At 74.5% G+C, this 16,176-nt stretch carries 17 protein-coding genes and 1 tRNA gene; 10 read left to right on the forward strand and 8 right to left on the reverse strand.

Translation table 11 applies throughout. The features are described from left to right. Window positions 1-18: 18 nt before the first annotated feature. The 4 genes from AC07B0_RS26590 to AC07B0_RS26605 are packed head-to-tail and all read right to left on the reverse strand — an operon-like array spanning window position 19 to window position 2,975. Window positions 19-660: a disulfide bond formation protein B gene (locus AC07B0_RS26590; RefSeq protein WP_356881290.1), complete on the reverse strand. Its 642-nt coding sequence runs from the start codon at window positions 658-660 to the stop codon at window positions 19-21. 11 nt (window positions 661-671) lie between these two features. Continuing rightward, a complete protein-coding gene (locus AC07B0_RS26595; protein WP_356881288.1) occupies window positions 672-836 on the reverse strand; it encodes a DUF5993 family protein in 165 nt (54 codons plus the stop codon). Window positions 837-894: 58 nt separating this feature from the next. Further along, on the reverse strand, window positions 895-2,292 hold the full coding sequence (locus AC07B0_RS26600) for a sensor histidine kinase (RefSeq protein ID WP_356881286.1): 1,398 nt from the start codon (window positions 2,290-2,292) through the stop codon (window positions 895-897). Continuing rightward, window positions 2,289-2,975 carry a response regulator transcription factor gene (locus AC07B0_RS26605; protein ID WP_281206476.1) on the reverse strand — a complete coding sequence of 229 codons (687 nt, stop codon included), beginning with the start codon at window positions 2,973-2,975 and terminating at the stop codon, window positions 2,289-2,291. Before AC07B0_RS26605 ends, AC07B0_RS26600 begins: the two co-directional genes overlap by 4 nt. Before the next feature lie 78 nt (window positions 2,976-3,053). Between AC07B0_RS26605 and AC07B0_RS26610 the strand changes: the two genes are divergently transcribed. Then, window positions 3,054-3,632, forward strand: coding sequence for a hypothetical protein (locus AC07B0_RS26610; protein WP_478899064.1), 579 nt, complete (start codon window positions 3,054-3,056; stop codon window positions 3,630-3,632). Between the two features lie 36 nt (window positions 3,633-3,668). On the opposite strand, the gene AC07B0_RS26615 is transcribed toward AC07B0_RS26610, so the two are convergent. Both AC07B0_RS26615 and AC07B0_RS26620 read right to left on the reverse strand, forming a co-directional pair. Continuing rightward, complete coding sequence (locus AC07B0_RS26615; protein ID WP_356881282.1) at window positions 3,669-4,556, reverse strand: spermidine synthase; 888 nt, start codon at window positions 4,554-4,556, stop codon at window positions 3,669-3,671. Between the two features lie 25 nt (window positions 4,557-4,581). Beyond that, the gene (locus tag AC07B0_RS26620; RefSeq protein ID WP_469381581.1) at window positions 4,582-5,028 is read right to left on the reverse strand and encodes a hypothetical protein; all 447 of its coding nucleotides are present in this window, start codon (window positions 5,026-5,028) and stop codon (window positions 4,582-4,584) included. A gap of 260 nt (window positions 5,029-5,288) precedes the next feature. Between AC07B0_RS26620 and AC07B0_RS26625 the strand changes: the two genes are divergently transcribed. Beyond that, a complete protein-coding gene (locus AC07B0_RS26625) occupies window positions 5,289-6,611 on the forward strand; it encodes an NsdA family TPR-like regulatory protein (protein ID WP_469381580.1) in 1,323 nt (440 codons plus the stop codon). 188 nt (window positions 6,612-6,799) lie between these two features. Here the strand turns inward: AC07B0_RS26625 and AC07B0_RS26630 are convergent, their stop codons facing one another. Beyond that, the gene (locus AC07B0_RS26630) at window positions 6,800-7,396 is read right to left on the reverse strand and encodes a histidine phosphatase family protein (protein WP_469381169.1); all 597 of its coding nucleotides are present in this window, start codon (window positions 7,394-7,396) and stop codon (window positions 6,800-6,802) included. Window positions 7,397-7,513: 117 nt separating this feature from the next. On the opposite strand from AC07B0_RS26630, the gene AC07B0_RS26635 reads away from it, so the two are divergent. From AC07B0_RS26635 to AC07B0_RS26670, 8 genes are all read left to right on the forward strand, one after another. Beyond that, window positions 7,514-8,467 carry a phosphatase PAP2 family protein gene (locus AC07B0_RS26635; RefSeq protein ID WP_469381171.1) on the forward strand — a complete coding sequence of 318 codons (954 nt, stop codon included), beginning with the start codon at window positions 7,514-7,516 and terminating at the stop codon, window positions 8,465-8,467. Then, window positions 8,394-9,575: a hypothetical protein gene (locus AC07B0_RS26640; RefSeq protein WP_469381173.1), complete on the forward strand. Its 1,182-nt coding sequence runs from the start codon at window positions 8,394-8,396 to the stop codon at window positions 9,573-9,575. The genes AC07B0_RS26635 and AC07B0_RS26640 overlap by 74 nt, the downstream gene beginning before the upstream one ends. After that, a complete protein-coding gene (locus AC07B0_RS26645; protein WP_469381175.1) occupies window positions 9,563-11,146 on the forward strand; it encodes a hypothetical protein in 1,584 nt (527 codons plus the stop codon). The genes AC07B0_RS26640 and AC07B0_RS26645 overlap by 13 nt, the downstream gene beginning before the upstream one ends. Next, a complete protein-coding gene (locus AC07B0_RS26650; protein ID WP_356875439.1) occupies window positions 11,143-12,474 on the forward strand; it encodes an AAA domain-containing protein in 1,332 nt (443 codons plus the stop codon). The genes AC07B0_RS26645 and AC07B0_RS26650 overlap by 4 nt, the downstream gene beginning before the upstream one ends. A 326-nt stretch (window positions 12,475-12,800) precedes the next feature. Next, the gene (locus AC07B0_RS26655; protein WP_356875436.1) at window positions 12,801-13,358 is read left to right on the forward strand and encodes an NADPH-dependent FMN reductase; all 558 of its coding nucleotides are present in this window, start codon (window positions 12,801-12,803) and stop codon (window positions 13,356-13,358) included. 77 nt (window positions 13,359-13,435) lie between these two features. Beyond that, complete coding sequence (locus tag AC07B0_RS26660) at window positions 13,436-13,783, forward strand: hypothetical protein (protein ID WP_356875434.1); 348 nt, start codon at window positions 13,436-13,438, stop codon at window positions 13,781-13,783. Between the two features lie 153 nt (window positions 13,784-13,936). After that, window positions 13,937-14,530 carry a bifunctional DNA primase/polymerase gene (locus tag AC07B0_RS26665; protein WP_469381178.1) on the forward strand — a complete coding sequence of 198 codons (594 nt, stop codon included), beginning with the start codon at window positions 13,937-13,939 and terminating at the stop codon, window positions 14,528-14,530. Further along, window positions 14,521-14,594 (forward strand) — tRNA-Lys (locus AC07B0_RS26670). The genes AC07B0_RS26665 and AC07B0_RS26670 overlap by 10 nt, the downstream gene beginning before the upstream one ends. 64 nt (window positions 14,595-14,658) lie before the next feature. On the opposite strand, the gene AC07B0_RS26675 is transcribed toward AC07B0_RS26670, so the two are convergent. Further along, a complete protein-coding gene (locus AC07B0_RS26675) occupies window positions 14,659-15,894 on the reverse strand; it encodes a M6 family metalloprotease domain-containing protein (protein ID WP_356875430.1) in 1,236 nt (411 codons plus the stop codon). Window positions 15,895-16,176 lie beyond the last annotated feature (282 nt).

Here is a 16,176-nt window from a genome sequence, read left to right on the forward strand (position 1 = left end):
GGGCCCGCGCGGCACCTCCTAGCCGAGGACGCCGATGTCGTGGAAGAACTGGTAGCGGGTCGGGTCGTCCGGCAGGAACCAGTGGAAGCCCTCCTCCAGGAAGACGGCCACCAGGTTGGCGATGATCACCAGCCCGAGGAAGCCGAGGGCGGCCGTCCCCACGATCCGGTACCGGCCGGGGATGTTCGCCGGGACGGCGCGGTCGGCCGTCACGTGGGCGAAGGCGAGGACGACGCCGATCGCGAGGACCGAGGCGGTGAAGAGGAGCCACGCCCACACGTACAGGTGCAGCCCGAACAGTTCGCTGCCGTAGCCCTTGTCGCCCGGCAGGACGTGCAGCATCGTCTGCCGCCACGCCGCGAAGGACCCTCCGGTCGAGGCGATCAGTGCCAGGCCCCACCCCGTCATGTAGTGCCGGGAGGTCACCGTTCCGGTCCACAGCGCGGTGCGGATGATGTACGCCGCCCCGAGCGCGGCCAGCAGCATGAACATCCGCTGCACGATGCAGAGCGGGCAGGGGAACTCGTGCAGGCCGAACTGGTAGAAGAGCCCGCCGCAGACGACGGCCGTCCAGCCGACGGCGAAGGTGCACGCGAACCAGTACTGGGCCCGCCCCAGCAGTCCGCTGTCGCGCTGGGTCTCGGGGGCGAGGGTGCTCATCGTGACCACGGTCAGTAGCTCAGGGTGAGGGCGAGGCCGCCGGTGACGTGGTGCGCCGTCAGCAGGACCACGGCGAGCAGCACGACCCACCAGGCAGCGAGCACCACCGCCCGGGACGTCTCCCGGTACATGGCGATCAGGGTGGCGAGGAGGCCGCCGAAGATGAGGGTGTCCATGGGGCGGACCGTACCGACCTGCGGACTTGCCTCCCACGAGGCGCGCCCCCGGGGTACGTCAGTTGCCCCGCCGTTTGCGCCGGCCACGCCGTCCCGAGGCGCCGCGGTCCCCGCCGCGGGCCCGGTCGTCCAGGGCGATCCACACCCGTACCTCGGTCCCGCCGAGCACCGAGCGGCCCAGCCGGACGTCACCGCCCGTGGATTCCGCGACGCGGCGCACGATGTCCAGGCCGAGTCCGGTCGAGCCGTCGCGGCCGCCGTCGTTGCCGCGCCGCAGGGCGGCGTCCGGATCGGCTATGCCGGGTCCCGCGTCGGAGACGAGGACGATGACGGCGTCCCCCGCGTCGTGGACGTCGACGGCGAAGGGGGTGGCCTCGGGGGTGTGCCGGAAGACGTTGCCGAGCATGGCGTCGAGGGCGGCGGCGAGCTCGGGCCGGGCGACGGGGACCCGTACGACGCGGTCCACGCCGGCGAGCCGGACCTCGCGGCCCTCGTCCTCGGCGAGCGCCGACCAGAAGCCCATCCGGTCGCGGATCACCTCGGAGGCGTCGCACCCGGCGCCCGCGCCGGCGGCCGCGCCGGCCAGCCCCTGGGAGGCGGGCCGCTGTTCGCGGGCGGTACGGATGATCGTGTCGACCTCCCGCTCCAGCTGTTCCACGGCGGCCCGGGTGTGTTCGGCGGCGGGACCGTCGCCGAGCGAGGCCGCGTTGAGCCGCAGCACGGTCAGGGGCGTGCGGAGCCGGTGGGAGAGGTCGGCGGCGAGTTCCCGTTCGTTGGCGAGGAGTTCCACGACCTGGTCGGCCATCGAGTTGAAGGCGACGGCCGCCGAGCGGAGTTCCTTGGGGCCGTCCTCGGGCACCCGTGCCCCGAGCCGCCCCTCCCCCAGCTGGTGCGCGGCGTCCGCGAGCCGTTCGGCGGGCCGCACCAGGCGGGCGCCGAGCCGGTCGGCGACGGCGACGGAGCCGACGATCAGGGCGAGGCCGACGCCGGCGAGGACGAGCCAGGCGGTGGTGACCCCGTTGCTGACCTCGTTCTCGGGGACCAGGATCTCGATCACCGCGATGTCCCCGGAGCCGAGGGCGGTGGGCTGGAGCACGGCGTAGTCCCCGCCGGTGACGTGGGCGGTCGTCGCCCGGCCGAGGCCGCGGACCTCGGCCACGACGGCCGCGCCCGCCCAGCCGTCGCCGATGTCGACGGGGGCGGCGGCGCCGATGGCGGGCACGTGGACGGCCATCCGTCCGGAGGCGCCCATCTGCGTGGATTCGACGGCCTTGCGCAGCTGCACCGGGTCGGTGGTGATGGACAGGGTGGGCCCCATGGTGGCGGCCTGCCGTTCGGCGTTGGAGATGGCCCGGTCGCTGGCCATCTCCTGGACGACCATGCCCAGCGGGACGGCGAAGGCGACGACCACCATCACGGTGACCGCGAGGCACACCTTGACCAGGGCCCATCTCACGCCGGCGGCTCCAGCTTGACGCCCACGCCGCGCAGCGTGTGGAGGTAGCGGGGGCTGGCGGCGGTCTCGCCGAGCTTGCGGCGCAGCCAGGACAGGTGCACGTCGATGGTCTGGTCGTCGCCGTACGACTGCTGCCACACCTCGGCGAGCAGTTCGCGGCGGGCGACGACCACCCCGGGCCGTCCGGCGAGGAAGGCCAGCAGGTCGAACTCGCGCCTGGTGAGGTCGAGGACGGCCCCGTCGAGTTCGGCCTGGCGGCGCAGCGGGTCGATGGCGAGTCCGCCGACGCGCAGCACGCGCGAGGGGGGTTCGGCGCCGGCGGCGCGGGCACGGCGCAGGACGGCGGCCATCCGGGCGGAGAGGTGCTCGACGGAGAAGGGTTTGGTCAGGTAGTCGTCGGCGCCGTCGTTGAGGAGCCGGACGATCTCGGCCTCGTCGTCGCGCGCGGTGGCGATGATGACGGGCACGTCGGTGATGCCGCGGAGCATCTTCAGCGCCTCGGCTCCGTCGAGGTCGGGCAGGCCGAGGTCGAGTATCACCACGTCGAAGCGGTGGTGGGCGACCTCGCGCAGCGCCTCCAGGGCCGTGCCGACGCTCCGCACGGTGTGGGAGGCCTCGGTCAGGTGCCGGATCAGGGCGGAACGTACGAACTGGTCGTCCTCGACCACGAGCACACTAGCCATGGCCGCACGGTAGTCCATTCGGGGGACCCCGGGAGGTGGCGGGCCACCTGTTGGGCGGGTGGTGCAGGATGTCCCCTGATGCGACGAGGACTTGTACACGCCATGGCCTGGATCCTGGCGACCGCCGCGGCCGTGACCCTGTCGTGGTGGGGCGTGCGCACCGTCATGTCCGGGACGGCCTACGATCCTCCGCTCGCCGTTCCCCTGACGACGCTGCCGCTGTCGTCCTCGACGCAGGGCGCGGAACCGCCGGGTTCCCCGTCTCCGTCGGCTTCGCCGTCGTCCTCGCCTTCGCCGTCCGCGACGCCCTCCGCGTCGGCTTCTCCGTCGGACTCCGCCCCTTCGGACTCCGCCCCTTCGGACTCCGCCCCGGCGGCGAAGCCGAAGTCCCCGCCGCCGGCCGGCTCCGGGCCGTCGCGGGGGCCGGACACGAGCGGCCGGGTCAAGGGGTACTCGGTCACGGGCGGCCGGGTCGTCTTCGACCTCGGGACCGCCTCGGCGGAGCTGGTGTCGGCGACGCCGGAGGCCGGCTGGCGGATGCAGGTGTGGAAGCAGGACGTGTGGATCCGGGTCACCTTCACCCGGGACGGGCGGGAGTCGTCGGTGTTCTGCACCTGGCACGACACCGCCCCGCGCGTCGAGTTCGACGAGCGCTGAACCGGCCCGCCCGAAGGCTCCCTACCGGAAAGCTCCCTACCGGAACACCGAGGGCGGCGGCTGCGGCGAGGCGACCGCCGAGGCGTCCCCGACGGGGGCGGCGCCACCCGTGAAGTCGGCGAGGGCCCGGCCGTGTTCCACCCGCCCGGGGTGCGGGTCGCTCGCCACGCGCCGGGTGAACTCGGCGACCGGCAGTTCCCGGTCGGCGGCGACGAGCACCGCGTTGCCGAAGCGTTTCCCCCGCCACACCACCGGGTCGGCCGCCAGCGCCAGCTCCGCGAACCGGGAGGCGGCCGTGGCGATCTGGCTCCGCAGGTGGGTCAGCGGCGGACCGTCCGCGAGGTTGGCCACGTACCAGCCGGTGGGCGCGAGGGCCCGGCGTACGTCGTCCAGGAACTCGGTGCTGGTCAGGTGGGCCGGGGTGCGGGCGCCGCTGAAGACGTCGGCGATGACGAGGTCGGCCCAGCCGTCGGGGACCTTGGCCAGGCCCGCCCGGGCGTCCACGGCCCGGACCCGGATCCGCGCCTGGGGGTCCAGCGGCAGGTGTTCGCGTACGAAGGCCACCAGGGCGCCGTCGATCTCGACGACCTGCTGGGTGGAGCGGGGGCGTGCGGCGGCGGTGTAGCGGGCCAGGGTGAAGGCGCCGCCGCCCAGGTGCACCACGTTCAGGGGCTGCCGGGCGGGCGCGACGAGGTCGATCAGGTGCCCGATCCGGCGCTGGTACGAGAAGTCCAGGTACCCGGGGTCGTCCAGGTCCACGTGGGACTGGGGGGCTCCGTCGATCAGCAGGGTCCAGGCGCGGGAGCGCTCGCGGTCGGGCGCCAGCTCCGCCAGACCGCCGCCCACCTGCCCGGTGACGGGCTCCGCGCCCCCGCGCGGGCCGCCGCCGCCCCTACTGCCCTTGCCTTTGCCCTTGCCTGCCACGCCACCATTATGGCTGGTCAACGCCTCAGCGACAGTTGTCGGCCGCTTCGATGAGCCGGGCGGCCTCGCCGAGCGCGGCGCGCAGCACCGCCGGGTCGGTGACCGGCCCGACGGCATCGGGCGGGAGCAGCCAGCCGGTGACGCCCGCGGTGGGCGAGGCGGCGTCGCCGAAGCACAGGCCCGGGGCGGGCGAGGCGGCGTCGCCGAAGCGCATGCCGCGTCCGTTGGTCTGGGTACAGGCGCTGCCGGGCAGGTCCCACGCGTCGGCGGTGCCGGGCGGGACGAGGAAGCCGAGGGTTCCGCCGGAGCCGTCGTGCAGGACGGGGCCGACGCCGGGGGCGGCGAGACCGGCGCCGCGCCGGATGATGTCGACGGCCTCCAGTCCCTGCCGGGCGGGCACGGTCACCAGGTCGGGGGCCTCGACCGCGGTCGCGCCGGGCTCGGGCGCGGTGTTCGTTCCAGTGTTGTCCATGCCGGCCTCCGCCAAGGGAACCCCTCCTCGATCCGTATCCGCATGGGTTCAACGCACGGGCGCGTCAACAGGTGCGGCGGCAAGACGCCGCAAAGGATGGCAGTTCATGGCGGATCGCGGGTGAGATATCCGTTTTGTAGCCAAACATCGCGTGAACGGGCCCTCGCTGGCGGTACGTTCATGCGCGCCGGAGCCCTTCACCGGGCGAGTACAACCGGGATCCACTGAGATTGCCGAGCTTGTCCAGAGAGGCCACGTCCATGGCGGCGTCCCCCCACTCACCCAACTCCTCCTTCCGGCGCCTGCGCGGAGCTCACTCCCCGGCCGAGTTCGCGGCCATGGTGCGCCGGGCCGCGCGGGAGATCGGCGAAACGGTTTCCTGCGACGCCCGTTACATCGGCCGGGTCGAGTCGGGCGAGATCCGCTGCCCCAACTACGCCTACGAGCGGGTCTTCCTGCACATGTTCCCCGGCCGCACCCTGGCCGACCTCGGCTTCTCCCCCCGCGAGACGGTACGCGGAAGGTCCGCGCAGCGCGCCGTCCCCGAACCGCCCGCCCTCACCCACCTCATCCACCGTTCCAAGGAGAGCGACGTGCTGCGTCGCGCGTTCATGGCGGGCGGCTCCGCGACCGTGGCGGCCGCGACGCTCAGCCTCACCCTGCTCGGCGACACCCGCCGGCTCCCTTCCCGCGCCGGCGAGGCCGAGGCGGCCGCCGTCGAGGACGCGGTGCGCCAGATCCGGCTCCTGGACGACCGGCACGGCGCGGACGCCCTCTACCGGCGTGCGGCCGGACCCCTGCGGACCGCGTACGCCCTGCTCGACGCGGGGGCCTCCCGGCAGTCCACCGAGGACCGGCTGCACGCGGGCGCCGGGGAACTGGCCGTCTCGGTGGGCTGGCTGGCCCATGACTCGGGCCGCTTCGAGGACGCCCGCTCGCACTACGCGGAGGCGCTGGCCACCGCCCGGGTCGCGGGCGACCCCGGGCTGGAGGCGCACGCGTTCAGCAACATGGCCTTCCTGGCCCGGGACTGCGGCCGGCCGCGCGAGTCGGTACGGGCCGCGCAGGCGGGCCGGCGCGCGGCCCGCTCGCTCGGCTCCCCCCGGCTGCTGTCGCTGCTGGCGCTGCGGGAGGCGGGCGGCTGGTCGGGACTCGGTGACCGCAGGGCCTGTGAGGACGCCCTGTCCCGGGCGCACGTCGAGTTCTCGCGGGGCCCGTCGGCGGCCGATCCGGAGTGGATGTCCTTCTTCGGCGAGGCCGAACTGGAATCGCTGGAGTCCCGGTGCTGGGCGTCGCTCGGCGAGTACGCGCGGGCGGCCCGGCACGCCCGCCGCGCCGCCGACCTCCAGGACCCGCACTTCGCGCGGAACGTGGCCCTCTACACGGCCGAGCTGGCCGACGACCTGGCCCGCGCGGGGGCGCCCGACGAGGCCGCCTGGGCGGGCGGCCGCGTCCTGGACCTGCTCACCGAGGTCCAGTCGACCCGGATCCGGTCCATGGTCGCGGGCACGGCCCGGATCCTGGTCCCGCACCAGCGCTCGCCGCGCGTGGGCGCCTTCCTGACCCGGCACGCGTCGACCTGACCCCGGTCACGCCCCTAGGGCCTGTCGTCAAACTCCCGTCTGCCCCGCGACGCCTGGCACGCGCTCTCGCCGCACCGGGCGAAAGCCAAGTACGTCCAGTACGCGGGCTTCCGCCCGGCGCACCGAGAGCACGCACCAGACGCCGCAGGGCCGCCCTCCGGGCGACGACGGGAGTTTGACGACAGGCCCTAGCCGTCCAGGTGGCCGGTGTCGTTCCAGCGCTCCAGCGCGGGGGCCCCGTACGCCCAGCCCAGGACGGACAGGGAGGTCGGGTCCAGCCGGATGCGGGCGCCGAAGGAGGCCTCGAAGCCGAGCCAGCGGGCGGCGAGGGTGCGCAGGATGTGGCCGTGGGCGAAGACCAGGACGTCGCGCTCCGCCGAGCGGGCCCAGGTGACGACCTCGTCCGCGCGGGCCGCGATGTCGGCCACGGACTCGCCTCCGGGGACCCCGTCGCGCCAGATCAGCCAGCCCGGCCGGACCGCCTGGATCTCGGCGGGGGTCATGCCCTCGTAGTCGCCGTAGTCCCACTCCATCAGGGTGTCCCAGGGCTCCGCCTGGAGCCCGAAGCCGGCCAGGTCGCAGCTCTCGCTCGCACGGACCAGCGGGCTGGTGCGGACCTCCACGCCGCGCAGTCCCGCCCAGGGCTCCCGGGCGAGGCGCTCGCCGAGCTGCTTCGCGCCCTGCCTGCCCTCCTCCAGCAGCGGCACGTCGGTGTGCCCGGTGTGCTTGCCGAGTCGCGACCAAGCCGTCTGGCCGTGGCGGGCCAGCAGGATGCGGGGGGCCATGTGAGTTTCTCCCGGTCCATGGGGGTTCGCTCCGGTTCGGGCGAATCCTTCGTCCGTACATCATCCATCACATGAACAGCGGGCAACTCCTCCCGTCCCAGCAGCGTCATACACCGTATGACCAATCGACGGCGGCCCACGCGATGGTGGGCGGAACTGCTGCTCCTGGCTCTCGTCTACGGCGCCTACTCGGGCGGCAGGCTCCTGGCCCGGGGCGACGTCGGTCTCGCCGTCGATCACGGACTCGCGATCCTTCGCGCCGAGGAACTGCTGGGGATCGACTTCGAAAGACCCCTCAACCACCTCTTCTCCCGGTCCGGGATCCTCGGCATACCCGCCGACTTCGTGTACGCCTCCCTGCACTACCTGGTCACCCCGGCCGTGCTGGTCTGGCTCTACCACCGCCGGCCCGGCCACTACGCCGCCGCCCGGACCTGGCTGGTGGCGTCCACCCTGCTCGGGCTCGTCGGCTTCGCCCTGATGCCCACCTGCCCGCCCCGGCTGCTCGACGCCTCGTACGGGTTCACGGACACGATGGCCCAGTTCAGCGCGTACGGCTGGTGGGGCGGGGAGGCCAGCGCCCCGCGCGGGCTCGGCTCCTTCACCAACCAGTACGCGGCGATGCCGAGCCTGCACGTCGGGTGGGCGCTGTGGTGCGGGGTCCTGCTGTGGCGGCACGCGCGCACCCCGCTGGTGCGGGTGCTGGGCGCCGCCTACCCGCTGCTCACGACGCTCGTCGTGATGGGCACCGCCAACCACTACTTCCTGGACGCCGCGGCCGGGGCGGCCGTGATGGGCGCCGGAGCGCTCGTCGCCCGGTGGCTGCTCGCGCGCCGGGCGGCGCCGCAGGCCGTCGTCCGGCCCGCCGCCGAGACCGCCACCGAGACCGCCACTGGGCCCGCCGACGAGCCGGTCACCGAGCCGGTCATCGCGGGACGAGCGGCCGGATTCCGCGGTAAGTCCCCGATTGTCGGTGGCGGATGGGACACTTCCGCCCGTGAGCTCCTACCCGCCCAGCGGCCGCCCGCCGACGACACCGCAGAAGACGACACTGCGGCAGCGGCTCGCTGACCTGCGCGGCCCCGCCGTGCCGCCCCGCCCGCTCGACGCCCGGGCGCTCGCCGCCCTCGCCGCCAACCCCGGCTGCGGCAGACGGGCCCTGCTCGACGGCGCGGGCGTGGACAAGACGGCCCTCGCGGCGGCCCTCGGCTCACCCGCCTCCTTCGGCCAGTCGCAGTTCGCCATCGTCCGCGGGAACTCCTTCGAGGCCAAGGTCAAGGGCGACGGCGGGGCCGAACTGCTGCGGCTGGTCCACGACCGCCTCGGCGGGAGCGCCGAACCGCCCGGCCCGGACGCCCTCGTCCCCGACCTCACCGCCGCCGGACCCGAGGGCCGCGCCGCCCGTACCGCGCTCGCGCTGCGCGAGGCCACCGCCGCGGGGGCGTGGACGCTGCTCGACCATCCGATGCTGGCCCTGGAGGTGGCGGGCACCCCCGCCTACCTGGAGCCGGACGCCGTCGTGGTGCACCCCGACGGCCGCTGGACCGTGGTGGAGATCAAGTCGTTCCCGATGATCGACGGGTCGGCCGACGCCGCGAAGGTGGGGGCGGCCGCCCGGCAGGCCGCCGTGTACGTCCTGGCCCTGGAGCAGACCGCCGCCAAGCTGGCCGGGGCCGAGGTCGGACACCGGATCGTGCTCGTCTGCCCGAAGGACTTCTCCAACCAGCCCACCGCCGCCCTGGTCGACGTCCGCCGGGAACACTCCGTGACCCGGCGCCAGCTGGAGCGGCTGACCCGCGTCGAGGACCTCGCCGCGGACCTGCCCGAGGGGCTCTGCTTCGATCCGGCCCGGACCTCCGAGGAGCTCGACCGGGCCGTCTCCGCCGTCACCGCCGCCTACGCCCCCGAGTGCCTGGCCGCCTGCGAGCTGGCCTTCCACTGCCGCGAGCGGTCCCGCGCGGCGGGCGACCCGGGCGCGCTGGGCCGTTCCGTACGGGGCGAACTGGGCGGGCTGACCACCGTCGGGGCGGCCCTCGCTGCGGCCTCCGGGGCGGGCCCCGCCGACGATCCCGCCGCGGCCGCGCTGCACCACGCGTCCCGGCTGCGCGCCGAGGCGCTGGAGCAGGCCGCCGCCCGTCCCCCGCACCACGCCCCGGAGACACCCGAATGCCCCTGCTGAGCACCCTGGCCCGGCTGGAGGCGGTCCGCGCGGGCCGCGCCCAGCCCCTCGCGACCGTCCGGCACCGCCACCTCGGCGAGCGCCCGATGGTCTTCGTGCCGCTGACCACCGCGGGTGAGGCCGGCGCCCCGCTCGGCGCGATGCTGGGCACCGACCGGCACGACCCGCGGATCTTCGTGATACCCCAGCCGCGCGACCGGGACCTGCGCTGGGCGTTCCTGGCCGACCTGGCCGTCCACGTGCTGGCCCACATCGACGCGTACGCGGACACCGTCGAACCCGCCGAGCGCACCGAGACCGACCCGGAGAGCGGCAAGCGGGTCAAGGTCGAGACCGAGCTGTGCGTGGACGCGCCCCAGCTGATCGTGCCCAGCCGGGCGGGCATCGAGTACGTGCGCCTGCTCGGCCGCTCCATGCGGTTCCGCCGCACCGCCGAGGAGGACCCGGAGAACCCGTACCCGGCGCCCTCGCAGGTACCGATGCTCGGCCGCTGGTTCACGCACCTCGCCGAACGCTCCCGGGTGCCCGGCTCCTCGATGCTGCTGTCGGCGACGGACCTGCTGTCCCGGCACTGGGCCACCGGCCAGAGCAACCTGGAGGACCAGCACCTCGGCGCCCTGCTCGGCTGGATCGACCCGCCGGCCGGCGAGACGGGCGCGGAGTGGGCCCTGCGCGCGGAACTCGCCCGGGACGGCGACGGCCGGCTGCTCGTCCCCCCGGCGGGCCCCGCCACCGACCCGGCGTTCGACAACACGCTGCTGGCCCCCGCGATCTCGCGCTACGACGCGGCCCGCGGCGGGGACGGGCCGCGCGACGCGGCGGCCGTGCGCAGGGCCGAGGAGGCCGTCCGCGCCCTGGTCGTCTCCCAGATGGAGAACGCCTGGCGGCAGACGTGGGACGCCCTCGACCTCGTCCGGGCCCTGCCGCCGGGCGAGCGGACCGGGGAACGCTGGACCCGCGACCGCTGGTCCTACACCGGGCACCGGGACCGCGTCCGCGCGGGCGAACCCCCGCAGCCGCGCCGCGACGACGCGGTGACGGCCGCCCAGAAGCTCGCCACGCGGGAGACCGAACAGGTCCGCCTCGACGCCCAGGAGGCGCTGGACGACCCGCTCGTCATGGCGGGCCGGCGGCTGTCCGGCGAGGCCTTCGCCGGTGAGGTCACCGAGGTGGTGATGGAGTGGACTGACTCGAAGCGGCCCAGTCCGCGCCCGCTGGTGACGGTGGCGACGGAGGACCTGCCCCAGCTCGCGGACGAGGGCGGCGGGAAGGTGTACCGCTCGCTGGACGGGCGCCCGCAGACGGCCCTGTTCGTCCGCCGGGACGAGGACGGGCGGATCGTGCTGCGCCTGCTGGACAAGATGGGCCGCGGCCGGGACCCGGAGCCGGGTTCGGTGCCGGAGAAGGGCGACCGGCTGTGCTGGACGCTGTTCGAGCACGACGCGCGCGGCGGCCCGAAGCTGCCCGACCCCGAGAACACGCCGTGGACGCACGGGGGCCCGCCCGGGTCCGCGCCCGCCGCCCCCGCCGGAATGTTGCCCGACGCCGTGACCGACGAGGACCTCCTTTGACCGCCTTCGACCCGGGCGCGGCCGCCGCCCAGGCGACCGCCGCCATCCTGCACGACACCCTGCACGGCACCGAGCGGGGCGTGGTGGTGGATTCCCCGCCCGGGGCCGGCAAGTCCACGCTGGTGGTGCGCGCCGCGCGGGAGCTGGCCGCCGCCGGGCGCCGGCTGATGGTGGTCGCGCAGACCAACGCCCAGGTCGACGACCTGGTGCTGCGGCTGCACGACAAGGACCCGGAGCTGAAGGTGGGCCGGCTGCACAGCAGCGACGGCGACGCCTACGACCCGGCGCTGCGCGAGCTGCCGTCGGTCACCCTGTCCTCGAAGCCGGGCGACCTGGCGGAGCTGCCCATCACCTTGTCCACGGCGGCGAAGTGGGCGTACGTCAAGGACACCGAGCCGTGGGAACACGCGATCGTGGACGAGGCGTACCAGATGCGCTCGGACGCGCTGCTGGCCGTGGCGGGGCTGTTCGACCGGGCGCTGTTCGTGGGCGACCCGGGCCAGCTGGACCCGTTCAGCGTGGTCGGCGCCGAGCAGTGGGCGGGCCTGTCGTACGACCCTTCGGCGTCGGCGGTGTCCACGCTGCTGGCGCACAACCCGGGGCTGCCGCAGCACCGGCTGCCGGTGTCCTGGCGGCTCCCGGCGACGGCCGCGCCGCTGGTCTCGCGCGCCTTCTACCCGTACAGCCGGTTCCGCAGCGGTACGGACCACGGCGACCGGCGGCTCTCGTACGGGGTCGCGGGCGACGGCTCGGGCCCGGACCGCGTGCTGGACGAGGCCGCCGAGTCGGGCTGGGGGCTGCTGGAGCTGCCCGCGCGGCACACCCCGCGCACCGACCCGGAGGCGGTCCGGGCGGTGGCGCTGGTGGTCCGCCGGGCCCTGGACCGGGGCGCGGTCACCACCGACGAGCAGTCCCCGGACCCGTCCCCGCTCACCGCGGACCGGATCGCGGTGGGCACCGCGCACCGCGACCAGGCGGCGGCCGTCCGTACGGCCCTGGCCGCGCTGGGCGTGTCCGGCGTGACGGTGGACACCGCGAACCGGCTCCAGGGCCGCGAGTACGACCTCACGGTGGTGCTGCACCCCCTGTCGGGCCGCCCCGACGCGACGGCGTTCCACCTGGAGACGGGCCGCCTGTGCGTCCTGGCCTCACGGCACCGGCACGCCTGCGTGGTCGTGGCCCGGGCGGGCATAGCGGACCTCCTGGACGCGCACCCGTCGACGGAACCCGTCCAGCTCGGAGTGACGGTCAAGTTCCCGGACGGCTGGGAGGCGAACCACTCGGTCTTGGCCCACCTCGCGGAACACCGCATCCCCTGGCGCCCCTGACACCGGACGGAGCCCGGCACACCGCCGAAGGCGGCGGCCAACACAGCCCCGGACGGCTGGGAGGCGAACCACTCGGTCCTGGCCCACCTCGCCGAACACCGCATCCCCTGGCGCCCCTGACACCGGACGGAGTCCGGCCCACCTCGCCGAACACCGCGTCCCCTGGCGCCCCTGAGGGCCGCCAGGGGCCCCTCATTGACATATCGCGCGCCCCGCGCTTTCCCCGTGTGGCGGTCGGCCCGCAGACTGGCGGCCGATCGACACGCCGCGGCCGCCCTCGGCCGCACCACGGCACCACCGCACCACCCACGGGGAGTTCGCCCACCATGACCCGCCTGCACGTCATCTCCGCCGCCACCCGCCCCACCTCCAGCGGCCGCCCGCTCGCCGCCTGGGTCGCCGACCGGGCCCGCGAGCACGGCGGCTTCGAGGTCACCCCGGTGGACCTCGGCGAGATCGCGCTGCCGTTCCTGGACGAGCCGGAGTACGCCTCCAGCGGCATCTACACCCACCAGCACACCCGCGACTGGAGCGCCCTCGTCTCCTCCGCGGACGCGTTCCTCTTCGTCCTGCCGATGTACAACGGCGGGTTCACCGCCCCGTTCAAGAACGCCGTCGACTTCCTCTACAGCGAGTGGCAGGGCAAGCCGGTCGGCCTGGTCAGCTACAGCGCGGGCCCCACGGGCGGCGCCCCGGCGGCCGAGATGCTGCTGCCCGTCCTCACCCGCCTCGGCATGCTGCCGGCCGGCCGCTCGGCGGCGGTCCCGGGCATCAACGCCCTGGTCGGGGACGAGGGCTTCGAGGCCCCGGCCGGTCTCGCGGCCGAGCTGACCGGCGTACTGGACGACGTCGCCGCGCTCGCCAAGGAGCCCGTCACCGTGTGACCCCGGGCACTCTTGCGCGACGCTGGACAATGGAGGGTGGCCCGGAAGCATTTCGCACGCGCAGCAGGAGGACACGCATGGCAGAGCCCGAGCGGACCGAGCGGAGGCTGCGGCCCGCGCCGCTGCTCTTCGAGCCCTCGGAGGCCGCCACGGACCCGGAGCACTTCTTCGACCTGGAATCCATCGAGGACCCCCGTGAGCTCCTGACCCGCGCCACCGAGCTGACGCTGGCCTTCCGGGCGGCGCACGACCGGGCGGTGGAGTTCCAGGCCCTGGCCGCGGCCCAGCTGGCGGACCCCCGGCGCTTCGACCGGATCCCGCCCGAGGCGATCGCCGAGGTCGCGGAGTGGACCGAGGACTACGCGCGCAAGATGATCGAGTTCGGCGAGGACCTCCAGCGGGGCTCCTCCCCGGACGCGCCCTGAGGAATCCCCGGCCCGCCGGGCGGAGCGGATCCGTACCCGCCCGGCGGAGCCGTCTGGCATATGCGCGGCGCAACATACCCCAGCACGGGCCGCGCCGTCCCGACTTTCGGTAACTCCGGGGAATGGTCACACTACGCCCGGTAGACCTTTGCCATGACGACGCTGACGAAGGCCACCGGCTGCCCCTCCCTCGACGGCACGGACGGACGCACCGCGTCCGCGACCCACGTCACACCCCAGGGCGCCGCCTGGCTGGCTTCCGCGTCCGCACACCCGGAGCACACCCTCTCCGCCTGGCAGGCCCGGCCCGCCACGGCCGCCGTGCTGCCCTGCGGGACCGCGTTCGACGTCGTCAACGTGCCCGTCGTGCTGGGCCGCCGCATGCTCGACCTGCTGTGGGAGCGCGGCCCCGGCTCCGGCCCGGCCGCCGTGCACCGGGGCCGGATGCTGCTCTTCGCCACGCCCGGGACGGCCCAGCGGCTGCCGGCCCTGCTCGCCTGGGAGGAGTGGAGCCCGGCCGCCCCCGCGCCGCTCTGCCACGGCCACGGCGACGCCGTGACGGTGCCCCCGCTCGCCGCCGCGCCCGGCCCCTCCCGGTGGCTCGTGGCCCCCGACACGCGGCTGCCCTGGCTGCCCGGGCCGGACGCTCTGCTGTGGGCGTTCCTGCACGCCACCCGTGGTGCGGGAGCGATTTTTCCTTCGGCCGATCCGGATGCTAATGTCTACGACGTCAGCAGGCGCCGCTAGCTCAGTTGGTTAGAGCAGCTGACTCTTAATCAGCGGGTCCGGGGTTCGAGTCCCTGGCGGCGCACAGACGGAAGAAGGCCCCCCACGCGAGTGGGGGGCCTTCTTCGTGTTCCCGTTCCCGCTCCGGCCTACGTGGTGATCTTCACGGTGTAGGCGCCCGACTGGGTCCGGTCCGCGACCTCGATCGTGACCCCCTCCCCGGGCACGGTGAAGGCCTCGCCGACCTCCAGCGGCGCGTCCGCCAGCGGCGGGTACACCGAGCGGTCCCAGCAGGCCTCGGTGCGGGGGTGCGCGTCGAGGACCTCGATGGGGCCGCCGCCCGAGGCCGCCTCGTTGCGGACCCGGTAGACCAGTACCCCCTCGGTGCAGGTCTCCCCGTCGTTGCCGACGGAGCCCCGCGCCTCGACGGCGATCGCGCTGCCGGGTCCGGTACGGACGACGGCGAGCCGGGTCCCGCCCGTGCCGCCGGGCGGCGGGGCCTGGGCGAGCGGCTGGAGGGTGTGCATCGAGGAGCCGGACGTCACGCAGTCCACCTGCGAGCCGTCCAGCCAGCCCAGCTTCCACTTGTGCCAGGCGAACAGGTCGGGGGCCATGCCGAACTGGCTGCCCATGACGTCCCAGTCACCGACGTACGTGTCCCAGTCGCCCTTGCCGTCCGACGGCCGGTGGTAGAGGTCGGGCAGGTCGAAGACGTGCCCGGTCTCGTGGGCGAGGACGTTGCGGTCGGGCGGGTGCCGCTCGAAGACGGTGACGATCCGCCGCAGTTCCGTACCGTCGGCGGTCAGCGGCCGGTCGAAGTTGACGACCTTGGTGGCGTCCGAGTCCACCCCGGGCGCCTCCGGGTCGGCGACGAAGTACACGACGTCGTACGCGCTGAAGTCCACCTCCGGGTCGGCGACGGCGACCGCGTCCCGCAGGTAGGCCGCCCGGTCCTCGGGGGCCCAGTCACGCCGTATCCCGTACTCGGTGGACGGCTTGGGCATGCTGATCCACTGCCGCTGGGGGTGGGGGACCAGCCGGAAGCGCCCGTAGGAGGCCCGCTCGAAGAAGTCGCTGGTCGCCGGGAAGTAGTCGGCGGTCAGGGCCTCCGGGGTGAGGCCGGCGCGGTGGTCGGGGAAGGAGAGGAAGACCATGACCGCGTTGAGCGTGCGCTCGGGCTTGGGGTAGGCGCGGTTCCAGGTGTCCAGGCCGAGCGAGTGGTGCGCCGCCGTTCGCGTCAGGGCGCAGGGGCCCGCCCCGGAATCCGCCTTGGCGGGACCCGCGACGAGCGACATGGCGGCGAGCGCCGCCATGGAGGTGAAGACCGCAGCCGTACTTCGGGCGCGGGAGCGGTCCACTCCCCCGGGTGTCTGCTGTCGCGGCACATCGACCTCCGGTGGTGGATTCGTACCCTCTCGTCCACCTTGAGGCGATTGTCTTACTAATGCCTTGTTCCGGTGCCCCACACGAGTGAGCGCTACGGCAAGCCGGTGACCCCCGGAGTTCACGCACTCGAATACGGAACGTCACGACCGATCACCTGGGATCAGGTGCGGTCCTCGGTGCTCACAGGCGTGCAGAAACGATCGACCGGCGGGAGGCGGGAGGACGGCCGACGAAGCGTCAGCACGGCGTCATCACGACGAAGGACCGCGCCCCACACGGCG

Source organism: Streptomyces sp. NPDC044704 (assembly GCF_056433525.1).